Source organism: Actinacidiphila guanduensis (genome assembly GCF_900103985.1).
GTDB lineage: Bacteria > Actinomycetota > Actinomycetes > Streptomycetales > Streptomycetaceae > Actinacidiphila > Actinacidiphila guanduensis.
The window spans coordinates 433862-448133 of record NZ_FNIE01000007.1 but is presented as its reverse complement, the minus strand read 5'-3'; the positions used below and the strand labels follow the sequence as shown (position 1 = coordinate 448133).

Below are 14272 nucleotides of genomic sequence, written 5' to 3'. Positions count from 1 at the left end.
CTTCCCCCCGCACCGGCCCGTACCGACCACAGCCCCGGGAGTACCCGTTGACCAGTCCCCGCACCCCGCTCGGCGCGCGGGCCGAGGCGCCCGCCGTGCCCGCCGGCGGCACCCGCGTGCCCTGGGCCCGGCTGGCCCGCCACCTCCAGGGCCGGCTCGTCCGGCCCGGCGACTCCTCCTACGCCCTGGCCGCCCAGCTCGAACTCGGCAACTTCGACCATGTGCGCCCGCAGGCCGTCGCCTACTGCACCAGTGCCCAGGACGTCTCCCTCGCCCTGCGGTTCGCCCAGGACCACGCGCTGGCGCCCGCCGTACGCAGCGGAGGCCACAGCTACGGGGGCTACTCCACCGGCGGCGGACTCCTCGTCGACGTCTCCGGGCTGGATTCCGTGACCGTGGGCGAGGGCGCCGTGGACCTCGGACCCGGCGCGATGAACGTCGACATCCTCACCGCTCTCGCCCCGCACGGGCTCGTGGTCAGCGAGGGCGGCTGCGCGACCGTGGCCGCCGGCGGCTTCCTGCAGGGCGGCGGCTTCGGCTTCCTCACCAGGCCCACCGGTATGGCCTGCGACGCGCTCACCTCGGCGGAGGTGGTGCTCGCCGACGGGCGGACCGTCACCGCCTCGCCCACCGCCCACAGCGACCTGTTCTGGGCGATCCGCGGCGGGGGCGGCGGCAACTTCGGGGTCGTCACCCGCTTCACGGTCACCCCGCAGCAGGGCGACGGGATGCTGATGGCCAACCTCGTCTTCGATTACGACGCGGCTCCACGGGTGCTCCACGGCGTCGCCGGCTGGCTGGTGGACGCCCCGCGCAGCATCGGCGGCGGCGCGTACGTGGTGCACGAGGACGCCGCGCCCGGCACCGTGCCCGCCGTCAACGTCATGCTCGCCTCCCGCGGCACCCCCGAGGAGTTCGCCGCGCAGACCGAGCGGCTGCTCGCCCTGACCGGCGCGCCCCTCGCGCGCCAGGGCGGCGCCATGACATACCGTCAGCTGATGATGCTGGTCTTCGCGGGCGGCACGCTGACCGCCGAGGAGTGCCGGCGCGCGGGCAAATCGCCGACGGGGCGGCTGCCCAGGCCCGCCTTCGCCCTGGAGCGGTCCCGGTTCGCGTCCGCGCCCTTCGGCGAGGCCGACTGGGCGGACGTGATGACCGCCTTCGACGCCGGCCGGCGCGCCGGCCAGGCCCGCTACCTCGACCTGCACTTCTTCGGCGGGGCGGCGAACGACCCGGCCCGTACCGACACCGCCTACGTGCACCGCGACGCGCTCTTCGCGGTCAACTACCGGGTCTTCGTCAACGACCCGGCCGAGGTCACCGCGGAGGGCACCGAGGCCGCGCGGCGCTGGGCCGACGGCGGCTTCGCCACGATCGACCCGCTCTCCAGCAAGGAGAGCTACCAGAACTGGATGGACCCGGACCTGGCGGACTGGCGGGAGTCCTACTACGCGGAGAACCTGCCGCGCCTGGCCGCCGTCAAGGCCGCGTACGACCCGCACGGCCTGTTCGCCTTCCGGCAGGGGATCACGGCGGCCTGACGGCACGGGCGGTCCGCGACGGCACGCGCCGCCGGGCGCGGACCGGGTGCTTTCCTCTAGGTGACCAGGGAGTACCCGGTGCTACGTTGGCGGAAAGTCCAGGAACCGCCCGCATTCCACCCCTGGGGAACTGCCATGATCGTGGTCACCGGCGCCACCGGTAACGTCGGACAGCCGCTCGTCGCGGCCCTCGCCGGGGCCGGCGCGCAGGTGCGCGCGGTCTCCCGCCGACCGCCGGCCGCCGGGTGGATCGAGGCTCTGCCGCAAGGGGTCCACCACCGGTCCGCCGACCTCGCCGACACCGACCGCCTGCCCGCCGTGCTCGACGGCGCAGAAGCCCTCTTCCTGCTGGTGGCCGGCGACCTGCTGGGCGGGGCGGGCGATCCGGCGCGGCTGATGGAGGTGGCCAAGGCCGCCGGGGTACGGCGGGTCGTCCTGCTCTCCTCGCAGATCTGCGGCACGCGTCCGGACGTCCTCTCGCACGCCGGCCTGCGCGCCTACGAGGACGCGGTCCGCGAGTCCGCGCCCGAGTGGACCCTGCTGCGCCCGAGCGGCTTCGCCAGCAACGCCTTCGCCTGGGCCGGCGAGGTCCGCGCACGCCGGACCGTCGAGGCCCCGTTCGCCGACGTGGCCCTCCCCGTGGTGGACCCGCTGGACCTCGCCGAGGTGGCGGCCGCCGCGCTGCTCTCGCCGGCGCACGCCGGCCGCACCTACGTCCTGACCGGGCCGGCCGCGGTCAGCCCGCGCGAGCAGGCCGACGCGATCGGGGCGGCGCTCGGCGAGCCGGTGCGGCTGGCCGAACTCACCCGCGAGCAGGCGCGCGAGCGCTTCTCGCAGTTCATGCCGGGGCCCGTGGTGGAGGGCACCTTGTCGATCCTGGGCGAGCCGCTGCTCGCCGAGCAGGCCGTCAGCGCGCATGTCGAGGAGGTGCTGGGCCGCCCGGCGCACGGCTTCGCGCACTGGGCCGAGCGCAATGCGGAGGCCTTCAGATGATGCAAGCGGCTCAGGAGACGACGGCGGCACGGGTGCGCAGGGCGCCGATGGCGCAGCGCGACCACATCACGTCGCCCTGCCGGTGCGGGTCCTCCAGCGTCAGGTGCTGCAGCTGACCCCACACCTCGGCCTGGCTCCACTCGGTGAAACGGCGGTGCGCCGTCGTCCCCGAAACCCCGAAGCTCGGCGGCAGGTCCCGCCAGACGCACTCGGTCATCACCACGTAGACGATCGCGGCCAGGACCTCCCGGTCCCCGTGGCGGCGCCGGCCTCCGCCCTGTGCCCGTACCGGGCGCTCCGGCACGACCTGGAGGAAGAGCTCCCAGAAGACGTCAGGAACCAGCCGTTCAACTACCGTCACACTCAGGAGACTACCAACGCCCCCTGGGCGACACTTGTTGCGCTTCCGCGCCGCCGAACTGGCACAGCGTCACATCAGTTGTGCAGGCGAGGACTTCGAGCCGCGGTGACCGGGTGCTGATCGGCCCCGCACCGTCGCCGCGGAGGGGGCCGTTCGGGTGGAACGTGCTGCCGATCGGGTGGATGCCGGGGGAAACGGAATAGGTACGCGGGCGGCGTCCGTTGGCGGGGTATGACACTTCAGACACCTGACGGTATCGGCCGGGTCGGCGTGTGGAGCGGGCTGCTCAGCCGCTCCGACACGCAGTTCCAGGACGAGCAGAAGGACGCCGCCGCCGAGCTGGACGAGCTGGGGTACGGGGCGATCTGGCTCGGCCGCTCCCCCGGCGTGGCGCGGGCCGTGCCGCTGCTCGCGGCCACCCGGCGGATCACGGTGGCCACCGGAATCCTCAGCGTGTGGGAGCACGAGGCGGCCGATGTCGCCGCGCAGGTCGCCGAGTTGGGCGAGGACGCCGCGCGCTTCGTCCTCGGCCTCGGGGTCAGCCACGGCCCGATGACGCCCGGGTACGCGCGGCCGCTGCAGAAGATGGCCGCGTTCCTCGACGAGTTGGACGCCGCGCCCGTGCCCGTGCCGCGCGAGCGGCGGGTGCTGGCCGCGCTCGGGCCGAAGATGCTGGCGCTGGCCGCCGAGCGCAGCGCGGGCTCGCATCCGTACCTGGTGACGCCCGAGCACGTCGCCCGGACGCGCGACGCACTGGGGCCCGGCAAGCTGCTCACCCCCGAACTGGGCGTCGTCCTCGACTCGGACCGCATGCGCGCCCGCGAGACCGCCCGCAAGTTCCTCGCGGTCTACCTCGGGCTGCCCAACTACACCAACAACTGGCTGCGGCTGGGCTTCACGGAGGACGACCTCGCGGACGGCGGCAGCAACCGCCTGCTCGACGGGCTCCTCGTGCTCGGCGACGCCGTCGACGTCCGTACCCGGGTCGCCGCCTTCCACGAGGCCGGGGCCGACCACGTGGCGATCCAGGTCATCCGCCCGGACGACACGCTGCCGCGGGAGGAGTGGCGGACGCTGGCGGCGGCGCTGCCGCTGGCCTGACGGGTCCCCCTGTCCCCGTATCCCCGTCGTAACCCCCGTACCCCTCGCGCCCAGGGCGCCCTTTGCACGAACGGCACGGTGTGCCCTCGTGCGAAGGGCGCCGCTTCGGGTCGCGGCCCGGGCGGCACGTGGCGCCGTGGGCGCGCTCGGCCGCACGGGGCGGTCAGCGGGCGAACTTCCCGGCGGCCTCCGGGGTGACCGGGGTGAAGAAGTTGACGAGGTTGCCGTCGGGGTCGCGGAAGAGCAGCGAGCGGTTGCCCCAGGGCATCGTGGTGGGGCCGTTGACGAACTCGGTGACGAAGCCGGTCAGGTTCTGATGGACGCGGTCCACGTCGTCGACGAGGAACTCGATGATCACGCTGTGGTTGTCCGCCGGGCGGGCCGAGCCCGGGGCGAACAGCGGAACCGTGCGGGTGCTGCCGATCGCGAGGGTGGCGCCCGGGGTCCTGAGTTCGGCGAAGTCCTCGGTGGCCCACGTCGCCCGTACCCCGGTGGCCTGCTCGTAGAACGCGACGAGGCGCGCCACGTCGCCGGTGATGATGCGGGTCGAGACGAACTCCATGGGGGATCTCCTTGGCCGTGCGAATGCGTACACCTCGCAGGCTAGGAGCAATAGTGGACAGAATCGGTCCTCTATCGCCGGTAATGTGGTGCGCATGCCTCGCCCCACCGGCCGCGTGCTGACCCTCCTGGAGTTGCTGCAGTCGGGCGGCACCCGCACGGTGGCCGAACTCGCCGACCGGCTCGGCGTCGAAGGCCGCACCGTGCGCCGGTACGTGGAGCAGCTGATCGACCTGGACGTGCCCGTGGAATCGGTGCGCGGCCGCTACGGCGGGTACCGCCTGTCCCCCGGGTACCGCCTGCCGCCGCTCATGCTCAGCGACGACGAGGCCCTTGCCGTGCTGCTCGGCCTGGTCGCCGGCCGCCGGGCGGGGCTGACGACCGCGCAGGGCACGGCGACCGAGACCGCGTCGGCCAAGATCCGGCGGGTGCTGCCCCGGCATGTCGCCCACCGGCTCGACACGCTCCTGGAATCCCTCGCCTTCACCCAGCAGCCCCGGGAGTCCGACCCTCCGGACGCCGGGGTCCTGCTCGCCCTCGCCGACGCGGTGCGCCACCGCCGGCCGGTCGCGATCCGCTACACCGACCGCGAGGGGCGGCGCAGCGACCGCATCCTGCACGCGTACGGCATCGTCAGCCATGCGGGCCGCTGGTACGTCACGGGCACGGACGTACAAAGCGGCGAGGACCGCACCTTCCGGCTCGACCGCATCGCGGACGCCCGGACCCTGCCCGGCTCGTTCGAAGCGCCGGAGGGTCCCGGTCCGGCGGAGCGGGTGCTGTCGGGGTTCGCCACGGCCGATTACCGGCACGAGGTGACCTTGCGGGTCCACGGCACCGTCGAGCAGGTCCGCGCCCGCCTTCCGGCAAGCGTCGCACGCCTGGAGGAGCACGAGCTCGCGGCCGGCGCCGAGGCGGGCGCCGCGCGCTGGCTGCGCGTCGAGGTCCGGGCGGAACGGCTCGACTGGCTGCCCCCGGTGCTCGCCGCACTCGACCGGCCGTTCGTCATCGAGCGCCCCGACGAACTGCGCGTCCTGGTCGCCGAGTTCGCCGACCGCCTCGCGTCCTGCGCCCGCCGGACCTGACAGCCGGGGCGGGTACGCGCCCTCACCGCCGGAGCCGAGAGCCGGTGACCGATTCGCGCGGGGCCGCCGGCGACCGGCTTCTTCGGCCCGGCGCCCCGATCCGGTCAGCCCTGGGCGCGCGGAGCACTCCCGCCCGGGCCGGCCAGGGCCTTGGCGAGGCCGTTCTCGTGGGGGCCGAGGAAGTGGGGGTCGGGGCGGAGCAGGACGTCCAGGGCGGCCTTGTCCGAGGCGAGCAGCTCGCGTGCGCCGCCGGCCAGCCAGGTCACGTCGTGCGGCTCGTCCACGGCCACGCCGTAGGCGTCGATCCCCGCGGCCGAGCACAGCGCGAGCGCCCGCCGGATGTGGAAGTCCTGGCTGACGAGGACGGCGCGGGTCACCCCGAAGACCCGGCGGGCCCGGTCGCAGGAGTCCCAGGTGTCGAAGCCGGCGTAGTCGGGCACGACCTTCGCCCGCGGCACGCCGTGGGCGACCAGGTACGTCCGCATGGCGTCCGGCTCGTCGTACGAGGCGCGGCTGTTGTCCCCCGTCACCAGCAGCGCGTCCACCGTGCCCGCCCGGTACAGCCGCGCGGCGGCGTCCAGCCGGTGCGCCAGGTACGGCGAGGGCTTCCCGTCCCACAGCCCGGCCCCGAAGACCACCGCGACAGGCTCGTGCGGCACGTCCGCCTCCGACCGCACCCGACCGCCCTCGGCCAGCCGCAACCAGGTCGCGGGCACCAGGGCCAGCACGCACACGGCGACGCTCCCGACCACGAGCCGCCGCCACCCCGCCCGCGTCCTGGGCAGCCGCACTCGGGGGACGGCGAGCCGGAACCGCCGCGTGGAACCGTCCGCCGCGCCCTCACCCCCGCCCGCAGCCGCCCGCCCGCGCCCCGCCCGTCCCTGCCACCCGCGCATGTGACCCCCACCTCGTCGCCCTACGGCAAAGACCGACGCTCCAGCACCCCGCCCGGTTGCACCGGCACCCGGCCCGGAAGCCGCCGCGTCACGACCAGGTGTCGGGGCCCGCGCCGCGCCAGTCGATCAGGTCGGGGCGCCGGAGGTCGGCGACGTCGAGGTCTTCGAGGCCCGCGCGGCGGAGGAACTCGACGACGTCGGCCGGGCCCGTCGCGATGCCGGCGTGCTCACCGCGGATGGTCACCCGGCGGCCGCCGGGGCCGGGTGCGTGCACGATCACCGGAGCATCCATGTCCCCAGGGTGCCCCGGCGACGGCCGAGGCGCACCCTGTCGGCCGATCCGGGAGGGTCCGGACAAGCCGCCCGCGCCGCTCACGGCAGAGCCCAGAGGCCACCGGGGCCCGCGCGCGAATATTTCGGCACAGTAAACGAATGTTGCGACCATCGAGCGGACAGCCACCCGCCGCCCTCCAGGCATCGAACCGAGCCCCGTCCCGGGGCTACGATCGCAGGCATGAGTGCCACCAGCGTTCACCATCCTCAGGATGACCAGCCCGGAGCCCCGACCGGCGGCACGGCCACCCTCGCCGAGATCGCCCGCGCCGCCGGCGTGTCGGCTCCGACTGTTTCGAAGGTCCTCAACGGCCGCGGCGACGTCGCCCCCGCCACCCGCAGCCGGGTGGAGGAGCTGCTGCGCCGGCACGGCTACCAGCGGCGGCGCGGCAGCGTGCAGCCCGCCCCGCTCATCGACCTGGTCTTCCACGAGCTGGAGAGCTCCTGGGCGATGGAGGTGATCCGCGGGGTGGAGAACGTCGCCCGCCAGGAGAGCCTGAACGTGGTCCTCTCGGAGTCCGCGGGCCGGCTCAGCCCCGGGCAGACCTGGGTGGACGGCGTGCTCGCCCGCCGGCCCACGGGCGTCATCCTCGTCCTGTCCGGGCTCGCCCCGGCCCAGCGCGCCCAGCTCACCAGCCGCGACATCCCGTTCGTGGTCATGGACCCGGCCGGCGACCCCGGCGACGACGTGCCCGCGATCGGCGCCACCAACTGGCAGGGCGGGCTGGCCGCCACCCGGCACCTGATCGAGCTGGGCCACCGCCGGATCGGCGTCATCGGCGGCCCCGGCGGCATGATGTGCAGCCGCGCCCGGATCGACGGCTACCGGGCCGCGCTGGAGACCGCGGGCATCGCCTTCGACCCCCGGCTGGTGCGCAACGGCAACTTCCACCACGTGGCCGGCTACACCGAGGCGCTGGAGATGCTGCGGCTGCCCGACCGCCCCACCGCCGTCTTCACCGGCAACGACCTGCAGGCGCTGGGGCTCTACGAGGCCGCGCGCGAACTCGGGCTGGCGATCCCCGGCGACGTGAGCGTCGTCGGCTTCGACGACCTGCCGCTGGCCCGCTGGATCAGCCCGCCGCTGACCACCGTGCGCCAGCCGCTCACGGAGATGGCCGAGGCCGCCGCCCGCCTGGTGATCGACCTCAGCCGCGGCAACGAGCCGAGCACCCTGCGGGTGGACCTGGCCACGCGCCTGATCGAGCGGGCGAGCAGCGCGCCCCCGCGCGAGGCGGCCTGATCCGGCACATCCGGCGGCCGGCCACCGCGTGACGGACGGGGCGTACGGGATGCGTGAGGCGCGACGCCGTCGCCGCCGGGGCGGGCTCGGGCGGCGGCATGGACGGACGTTCGGGTCGGCGGGAGCCGGAAAGCGCGCCGGGCCGGAGCGGGGAGCGAGCCGGATGGGAGCGCTCCCGCATGCCTGAACTGCGGCGATCGCGCGAGGTGTTGACCCCGGGAAAGGGCGGCCGTAAGGTCGCCGCACGTATCGGAATATTCGCCGAAACATTCGAGGCGCCCGTGATGCCGCTTCCCCCCACCGCCGCGGTCCACTCCGGCATCCCGCCCGCGGACCGGACGTCCCGTCCCCCGGTCCCCCTGATCGCCGCCCTCGTGCACGGGCGGGGCGACACGTTGAGCGTGCTCGCGGGGGGTGTCGAGCTGCTGCGGCACCACTACCGGGCCGAGCTGCACCCGCACGCCTGTCCGGGGCCCTTCGCACAGCCGCTGCGGACCCTGTCCGGAGTGGCGGTCACCGGACCCCGCCCGTACGACCGGCGGCTCGGCAGGGCCACCGGACCGGCGGCCGCGCAGCTCTCCGGCGCCGTCTCCTGGGGCCGCGGCACCCAACTGCCGCGCGACACGGGGCGGTTGGAGCGGACCGGCTTCACCGCCGTGGCCGCGGGCGGCCGCACCGCCATCACCGAGGACGTCGAGTGGACCACCGCGGACGGGCGGCGCTGGATCGCCGAGGAGCGCACCTGGGAGGTGCGCGACCTGGACCCCGAAGGCGGCAGCTGGACGCTGAAGTTCACAGCGGTGCTGCGCAACGTGCTGGGTGAGCCGGTACGGTTCGGCGGCCCGGGTCCCCTCGGGCGCCAACTCGCGGGTTACTGCGGTCTGTTCTGGCAGGGCCCGCGCGATGTCGAGGGCACGGTGACCGTTCCCGGCGGGGCCGGTCCGGGCGGTGCAGGTTGGGACGCCCACGGCACCCGGGCGCCCTGGCTCGCCTTCACCGCGGACTTCGCCGCGGCTTCAGGGCCGGACGCCGGCTCCGGCGCGGCTCCCACCGAACCCGCCGGGCCGGGCCCGGCCCGGGGAACGCCATGGGAAGGCGGCAGTCCCGGGAGTGCCGGCGGTACGAAGGGGGCCGCCCCGGCCGGCCGTGCCACCCTCGTCTTCGCCGCCCGGCCTGAGCCCTCCGGCGCCGGCTCCGCGTGGCCCGACTGGCTGGTCCGCCAGGGCACCCACCCCGCCGTGAACCCCGTGCTCGCCCTGTCCGGCCGGGCCCCCCTCGCGCCCGGCGAGGCCCTGCGCCCCTCCTTCCGGCTGGTCGTCGCCGAGGGCGTCTGGAGCAGCGAGCGCATCGCCGATCACCTCGCCGCCCACCCCTGGTGAGCCGGACACGGGCGAACGGCCCGCACGTGCCTGCGAGTTCAGCCCACCACCCGGGCCGGATACGCCGGCACCGAGGCGGCCTCGTCGTCCAGGCACCTGCCCGTCGCCAGGTCGAAGCGCTGCTTGAGCAGCGGCGAGGCGACGTAGGGGCGGCCCGCGGCGGAGCCGAGCAGGCCGTGGGAGAGCACGGCGGCCCCGGTGAAGGGGTCGATGTTGCCGATGGCGTGCACGGCGCCCGCACTGTCGAGGAAGAGCGCGGCCTGCGCGTCCTCGGGGAGCAGCACCGCGACCCCGCGCCCCGGTTCGAGGGCGCCGACCGGGCAGGCGGTGAACCAGCCGCCGGGGAGCAGCAGTTGCACGGAGCCGGGGGCGGCGGGAGCGGTCATGAGATCACCGTCAGGGGCAGCAGGGGCTTGATCTGGCCGCGTTCGGGGACGAAGCGGACCGTCGGGTCGGGCGTGTCGGGCGCGTTGACGAAGGAGACGAACCGGCGCAGCCGCTCGGGGTCGTCCAGGGTGTCGGCCCACTCGTCGCGGTAGCCGGCCACGTGGTCGGCCATCAGCTGCTCCAACTCGGCGCAGATGCCCAGCGAGTCGTGCACCACGACGTCCCGCACGTGGTCCAGGCCGATGCGCTCCAGCCAGACACTGGTGCGCTCCAGGCGCTCGGCGGTGCGGATGTAGAACATCAGGAACCGGTCGATCAGCCGCACCAGTTCGGCGTCGGAGAGGTCCTTGGCGAGCAGGTCGGCGTGGCGCGGGGTGGCGCCGCCGTTGCCGCCGACGTAGAGGTTCCAGCCGGCGGCGGTGGCGATCACCCCGAAGTCCTTGGACTGCGCCTCCGCGCACTCCCGGGCGCAGCCGGAGACGGCCGACTTCAGCTTGTGCGGCGAGCGCAGACCGCGGTAGCGCAGTTCCAGGTCGATCGCCATCCGCACGCTGTCCTGCACCCCGTAGCGGCACCAGGCGCTGCCCACACAGGACTTCACGGTCCGCAGCGCCTTGCCGTAGGCGTGGCCGGACTCGAATCCGGCGGCCACCAGCCGGGCCCAGATCCGCGGCAGTTGCTCGACGCGGGCGCCGAACAGGTCGATCCGCTGGCCGCCGGTGATCTTCGTGTAGAGGCCGAAGTCGCGGGCCACCTCGCCGATGACGATGAGCTTCTCCGGGGTGATCTCGCCGCCGGGGATGCGCGGCACCACCGAATAGGAGCCGTTCTTCTGCATGTTGGCCAGGAAGTGGTCGTTGGTGTCCTGCAGCGCGGCCTGTCCGGCGTCCAGGACGTGGCCGCTCAGGCCGATCGTCGGGGCGAGCGAGGCGAGGATCGAGGCGACCGTGGGTTTGCACACCTCGCAGCCCTCGCCGCCGCGCGCCTCGGGGCGGCCGTGGCGGTCGAGCAGTTCGCGGTAGGAGGTGATCCGCAGCGCGAGCACCGTCTCGTACAATTCGGCCCGCGTCTGCGCGAAGCAGCGGCACAGGCCCTTGTCGACGGCGATGCCCGCGGCTGCCAACTCGGTGTCCACCAGCTGCCCGAGGACCTTCGCGCACGAGCCGCAGCCGGTGCCGGCCCGGGTGCAGCGGCCCACCTCGGCGGCGGTGGTGCAGCCCTGCTCGGCGACGGCGGCCCGGATCGCGCCCTTGGCGACGTTGTGGCAGCTGCAGATCACCGCGGCGTCCGGCAGCGCGGCCGGGCCGAACGCCACCGGCGCGCCCGCGCCGGCCGGCAGCACCAGGTGCTCGGGGGCGACGGGCGGCACCGTGCCGGTCAGCGGCCGCAGCACCCCGTAGGACTCCACGTCGCCGACGAGCACACCGCCGAGCAGTGTGCCGTCCGGCGCGACGACCAGCTTGCGGTAGATCCCGGCCCGCGGGTCGGAGTAGAGCACGTCGAGGCAGCCCTCGGCGGCGCCGTGCGCGTCGCCGAAGCTCGCCACGTCCACGCCGAGCAGCTTCAGCTTCGTGGACAGGTCGGCGCCGGTGAAGGACGCCTCGGCGCCCGCGATGCCGGCGGCGGCCGCCTCGGCCATCTCGTAGCCGGGCGCGACCAGCCCGTAGACCCGCCCGTCGGCGGCGAGCGCGCACTCGCCGATGGCGTAGACGGCGGGGTCGGCGGTGCGGCAGGCGGCGTCCACGACGATGCCGCCGCGCTCGCCGACCGGCAGGCCGCAGGCGCGCGCCAGCTCGTCGCGCGGCCGCACCCCGGCGGAGAACACCACGAGGTCCGTGGGGAGTTCGGAGCCGTCGGACAGCGCCATGGCGGCGACCTTGCCGTCGGGCCCCGCGGTGATCTCCTGGGTGCCGACGCCGGTGTGGACCTGCACGCCCAGCGCTTCGACGGTCCGCCGCAGCGCCTTGCCGCCGCCCTCGTCCACCTGCACCGGCATCAGCCGCGGCGCGAACTCCACCACGTGCGTCCGCAGGCCGAGGCCCTTCAGGGCGCCCGCCGCCTCCAGGCCGAGCAACCCGCCGCCGACCACGGTGCCGGTGCGGGCGCCGGCCGCGTACGCCTCGATGGCCAGCAGGTCCTCGATCGTGCGGTACACGAAGCAGCCCTCGGCGTCTCGGCCCGGCACGGGCGGCACGAAGGGGTAGGAGCCGGTGGCCAGCACCAGGGTGTCGTAGCGGACGACCAGGCCCGAACGGGCCGTCACCGTACGGGCGGCGCGGTCCACCGCGACCGCCGGGTCGCCCAGGTGCAGCTCGATGCCGTACCGGGCCATGAAGCCCTCCGGCACCAGGGCGAGGTCGTCCGGGCGCGCCCCCGCGGAGAAGTACGAGGTCAGGTGGACGCGGTCGTAGGCCGGGCGGGGCTCCTCGCAGAGCACCACGACCCGGGCGCGCCCGGCGACCCCGCGGTCGGCGAGCGCCTCCAGGAAGCGCTGCCCGACCATCCCGTGGCCGACCAGCACGATCGTCGGCGCGGGGGCGGGCTGCGGGGCGGGCCGGGCCGCGCCGGGGGTGGGGTTGTCCATGCCGTCCATGCCCCACAGCGTGTGCGCGCGCTGTTACCCCGGCACATCCCCGCCGTTTCCCGAGGGCAACGGTGCGCTCATCGCCGGGCGGCGGGCAGTGTGAGCCGCGCTCACCGCCCCGGGGCCGCGTGACCGGATCGGTCCGCCGCCGAACCCGATCGTGCCTGGTCCCGCGGGGCGGCCACGGGTCACGATCAGGTCATGACCTCTTCCTCCCCGGCTTCCGCCCAGGTTCCTTCCGCGGCCCCTCTTGACGCCCCCGCTGCGGCCCCGGTTGAGACCCCTGCCACCGGCACCGCTCTCCTCGTCATCGACGTGCAGGAGTCCTTCCGGCAGCGCGAGAGCTGGCAGGCCGCCTCCGACCCCGACGTGGCCGCCAAGGTCGCCCGGCTCGTGGCCCACGCGCGCGGCCGCGGCGACCTCGTGGTGTGGGTGCTGCACGCCGAGCCGGGCACCGGCACCGTCTTCGACCCCGCGCTGGGCCATGTCCGGCTGATCGAGCCGCTGGCCGCGGCCGAGGGCGAGCCGGTGCTCACCAAGACCGCGCACAACGCGTTCACCACCACCAACCTCCAGCAGCTCCTCACGGAGCGCGGCGTGCGCAAGCTGCTGACCTGCGGCGTCCGCACCGAGCAGTGCGTGGAGACCACCACCCGGCTCGCCTCCGACCTCGGCTACGACGTCACCTTCGTCATCGACGCCACCGCCACCGAGCCGATCCCGCACCCCGGCGCCCCCGCCGAACGCCCCTTCGCACAGGTGCTCGCCGACCCCCGCACGCTCCAGCCGGCCGCCGTCCTGGAGCGCACGCGGTACGCTCTGGCCGGGCGCTTCGCCACCGTCGCCACCGTCGAGGAGCTGACCGGATCGTGACCCGGGTGGTCTTCCTGCTCGTCCCGCGGGTGCACCTGCTCGACCTCGCGGGACCGGCGCAGGTCTTCTCCACCGCCGCCGACCACGGCCTCGGCTACGCGCTGGACTACGTCGCCGAGCAGCCCGAGGTCCCCACCGCCCAGGGCCTGCGGCTGCACGCCTCCCCGCACTGGCCGCGCCTGGGCCCCGACGACATGGTCCTCGTGCCCGGCTGGCGCGCGCCGGTCCTGCACGGCAGCGCGCCCATCGCCGCCGCCACCCTGCGGGCCCTGCGGGCGCACCACGACGCGGGCGGCACCGTCGCCAGCGTGTGCGCGGGCGCCGACGCGCTCGGCCGGGCCGGGCTGCTCGACGGCCGCCGCTGCACCACCCACCACGACGTGCAGGACGAACTCGCCGCCCGCTACCCGCGCGCCACCGTCGTCCGCGACGTCCTCTACGTGGTCGACGGGCGGGTGATCACCTCGGCCGGTATCGCCAGCGGCATCGACCTCGCCCTGCACCTGGTCGCCGTGCGGCACGGCCCCGGCGCCGCCGCCCGCGTGGCCCGCGAGATGGTCGTCTACGCCCGCCGCAACGGCGACGAGCAGCAGACCAGCGCGATGCTGCGGCACCGCGCACACCTCAGCGACAGCGTGCACCGCGTGCAGGACCTCATCGACACCCGGTTCGGCGAGCGGCTCGCCCTCGCCGACCTCGCGGCCGCCGCGGGCCTGAGCGAACGCACCCTCACCCGGCGCTTCACCGCCGCCACCGGCCTCACCCCGCTGCGCTACCAGCAGGAGCTGCGGGTGGAGCGGGCCGAACACCTCATCGGTCAGGGCAGCACGGTGGAGTCCGCGGCGCGCGCGGTCGGTTTCCAGGACGCGCGGATGCTGCGGCGGCTGCGCAACCGCCCGGTGCCGGTGGAAGGTTGACCGCGGCGGCTCGCCGCG

At 75.0% G+C, this 14272-nt stretch carries 14 protein-coding genes; 8 read left to right on the top strand and 6 right to left on the bottom strand.

The genetic code is table 11. The features are described 5' to 3' along the window. The first annotated feature begins 47 nt into the window (after positions 1–47). Together BLR33_RS18135 and BLR33_RS18130 are read left to right on the top strand one after the other, a co-directional pair. Positions 48–1541 carry an FAD-binding oxidoreductase gene (locus BLR33_RS18135; RefSeq protein ID WP_093785524.1) on the top strand — a complete coding sequence of 498 codons (1494 nt, stop codon included), beginning with the start codon at positions 48–50 and terminating at the stop codon, positions 1539–1541. A 135-nt stretch (positions 1542–1676) separates the two neighbouring features. After that, positions 1677–2534 carry an SDR family oxidoreductase gene (locus BLR33_RS18130; protein ID WP_093785523.1) on the top strand — a complete coding sequence of 286 codons (858 nt, stop codon included), beginning with the start codon at positions 1677–1679 and terminating at the stop codon, positions 2532–2534. A gap of 10 nt (positions 2535–2544) precedes the next feature. Here the strand turns inward: BLR33_RS18130 and BLR33_RS18125 are convergent, their stop codons facing one another. Then, entirely contained in the window at positions 2545–2895 is a 351-nt protein-coding gene (locus BLR33_RS18125; RefSeq protein WP_176930301.1) for a transposase, read from the bottom strand. Between the two features lie 231 nt (positions 2896–3126). On the opposite strand from BLR33_RS18125, the gene BLR33_RS18120 reads away from it, so the two are divergent. Further along, the gene (locus BLR33_RS18120) at positions 3127–3996 is read left to right on the top strand and encodes an LLM class F420-dependent oxidoreductase (protein ID WP_093785521.1); all 870 of its coding nucleotides are present in this window, start codon (positions 3127–3129) and stop codon (positions 3994–3996) included. A 163-nt stretch (positions 3997–4159) separates the two neighbouring features. Here BLR33_RS18120 and BLR33_RS18115 read toward each other — a convergent pair whose 3' ends face one another. Continuing rightward, a complete protein-coding gene (locus BLR33_RS18115; RefSeq protein ID WP_093785520.1) occupies positions 4160–4558 on the bottom strand; it encodes a VOC family protein in 399 nt (132 codons plus the stop codon). Between the two features lie 94 nt (positions 4559–4652). Here BLR33_RS18115 and BLR33_RS18110 point away from each other — a divergent pair, with 94 nt between their 5' ends. Further along, positions 4653–5642, top strand: coding sequence for a helix-turn-helix transcriptional regulator (locus BLR33_RS18110; protein ID WP_093785519.1), 990 nt, complete (start codon positions 4653–4655; stop codon positions 5640–5642). Positions 5643–5746: 104 nt separating this feature from the next. On the opposite strand, the gene BLR33_RS18105 is transcribed toward BLR33_RS18110, so the two are convergent. After that, positions 5747–6538: a SanA/YdcF family protein gene (locus BLR33_RS18105; protein ID WP_093785518.1), complete on the bottom strand. Its 792-nt coding sequence runs from the start codon at positions 6536–6538 to the stop codon at positions 5747–5749. 88 nt (positions 6539–6626) lie between these two features. Then, a complete protein-coding gene (locus tag BLR33_RS18100) occupies positions 6627–6830 on the bottom strand; it encodes a hypothetical protein (protein WP_093785517.1) in 204 nt (67 codons plus the stop codon). 222 nt (positions 6831–7052) lie between these two features. Between BLR33_RS18100 and BLR33_RS18095 the strand changes: the two genes are divergently transcribed. After that, positions 7053–8114, top strand: coding sequence for a LacI family DNA-binding transcriptional regulator (locus BLR33_RS18095; RefSeq protein WP_093785516.1), 1062 nt, complete (start codon positions 7053–7055; stop codon positions 8112–8114). 284 nt (positions 8115–8398) lie between these two features. Then, positions 8399–9493, top strand: a complete 1095-nt coding sequence (locus tag BLR33_RS18090; protein ID WP_176930300.1) for a DUF6807 family protein — start codon at positions 8399–8401, stop codon at positions 9491–9493. A 38-nt stretch (positions 9494–9531) separates the two neighbouring features. Here BLR33_RS18090 and nirD read toward each other — a convergent pair whose 3' ends face one another. Both nirD and nirB read right to left on the bottom strand, forming a co-directional pair. Continuing rightward, positions 9532–9879: a nitrite reductase small subunit NirD gene (nirD, locus tag BLR33_RS18085; RefSeq protein WP_093785514.1), complete on the bottom strand. Its 348-nt coding sequence runs from the start codon at positions 9877–9879 to the stop codon at positions 9532–9534. Next, positions 9876–12464 carry a nitrite reductase large subunit NirB gene (gene nirB, locus BLR33_RS18080; RefSeq protein ID WP_176930305.1) on the bottom strand — a complete coding sequence of 863 codons (2589 nt, stop codon included), beginning with the start codon at positions 12462–12464 and terminating at the stop codon, positions 9876–9878. The genes nirD and nirB overlap by 4 nt, the downstream gene beginning before the upstream one ends. Positions 12465–12665: 201 nt before the next feature. On the opposite strand from nirB, the gene BLR33_RS18075 reads away from it, so the two are divergent. Together BLR33_RS18075 and BLR33_RS18070 are read left to right on the top strand one after the other, a co-directional pair. Beyond that, on the top strand, positions 12666–13337 hold the full coding sequence (locus BLR33_RS18075; RefSeq protein WP_093785512.1) for an isochorismatase family protein: 672 nt from the start codon (positions 12666–12668) through the stop codon (positions 13335–13337). Next, complete coding sequence (locus tag BLR33_RS18070; RefSeq protein WP_093785511.1) at positions 13334–14254, top strand: GlxA family transcriptional regulator; 921 nt, start codon at positions 13334–13336, stop codon at positions 14252–14254. The genes BLR33_RS18075 and BLR33_RS18070 overlap by 4 nt, the downstream gene beginning before the upstream one ends. Positions 14255–14272: the final 18 nt, after the last annotated feature.

Coding starts and splice junctions, on each gene's coding strand:
- BLR33_RS18130 (WP_093785523.1), top strand. CDS start 1,677: ATGATCGTGGTCACCGGCGCCACCGGTAACGTCGGACAGCCGCTCGTC.
- BLR33_RS18120 (WP_093785521.1), top strand. CDS start 3,127: ATGACACTTCAGACACCTGACGGTATCGGCCGGGTCGGCGTGTGGAGC.
- BLR33_RS18115 (WP_093785520.1), bottom strand. CDS start 4,558: ATGGAGTTCGTCTCGACCCGCATCATCACCGGCGACGTGGCGCGCCTC.
- BLR33_RS18110 (WP_093785519.1), top strand. CDS start 4,653: ATGCCTCGCCCCACCGGCCGCGTGCTGACCCTCCTGGAGTTGCTGCAG.
- BLR33_RS18105 (WP_093785518.1), bottom strand. CDS start 6,538: ATGCGCGGGTGGCAGGGACGGGCGGGGCGCGGGCGGGCGGCTGCGGGC.
- BLR33_RS18100 (WP_093785517.1), bottom strand. CDS start 6,830: ATGGATGCTCCGGTGATCGTGCACGCACCCGGCCCCGGCGGCCGCCGG.
- BLR33_RS18095 (WP_093785516.1), top strand. CDS start 7,053: ATGAGTGCCACCAGCGTTCACCATCCTCAGGATGACCAGCCCGGAGCC.
- BLR33_RS18090 (WP_176930300.1), top strand. CDS start 8,399: ATGCCGCTTCCCCCCACCGCCGCGGTCCACTCCGGCATCCCGCCCGCG.
- nirD (WP_093785514.1), bottom strand. CDS start 9,879: ATGACCGCTCCCGCCGCCCCCGGCTCCGTGCAACTGCTGCTCCCCGGC.
- nirB (WP_176930305.1), bottom strand. CDS start 12,464: ATGGACAACCCCACCCCCGGCGCGGCCCGGCCCGCCCCGCAGCCCGCC.
- BLR33_RS18075 (WP_093785512.1), top strand. CDS start 12,666: ATGACCTCTTCCTCCCCGGCTTCCGCCCAGGTTCCTTCCGCGGCCCCT.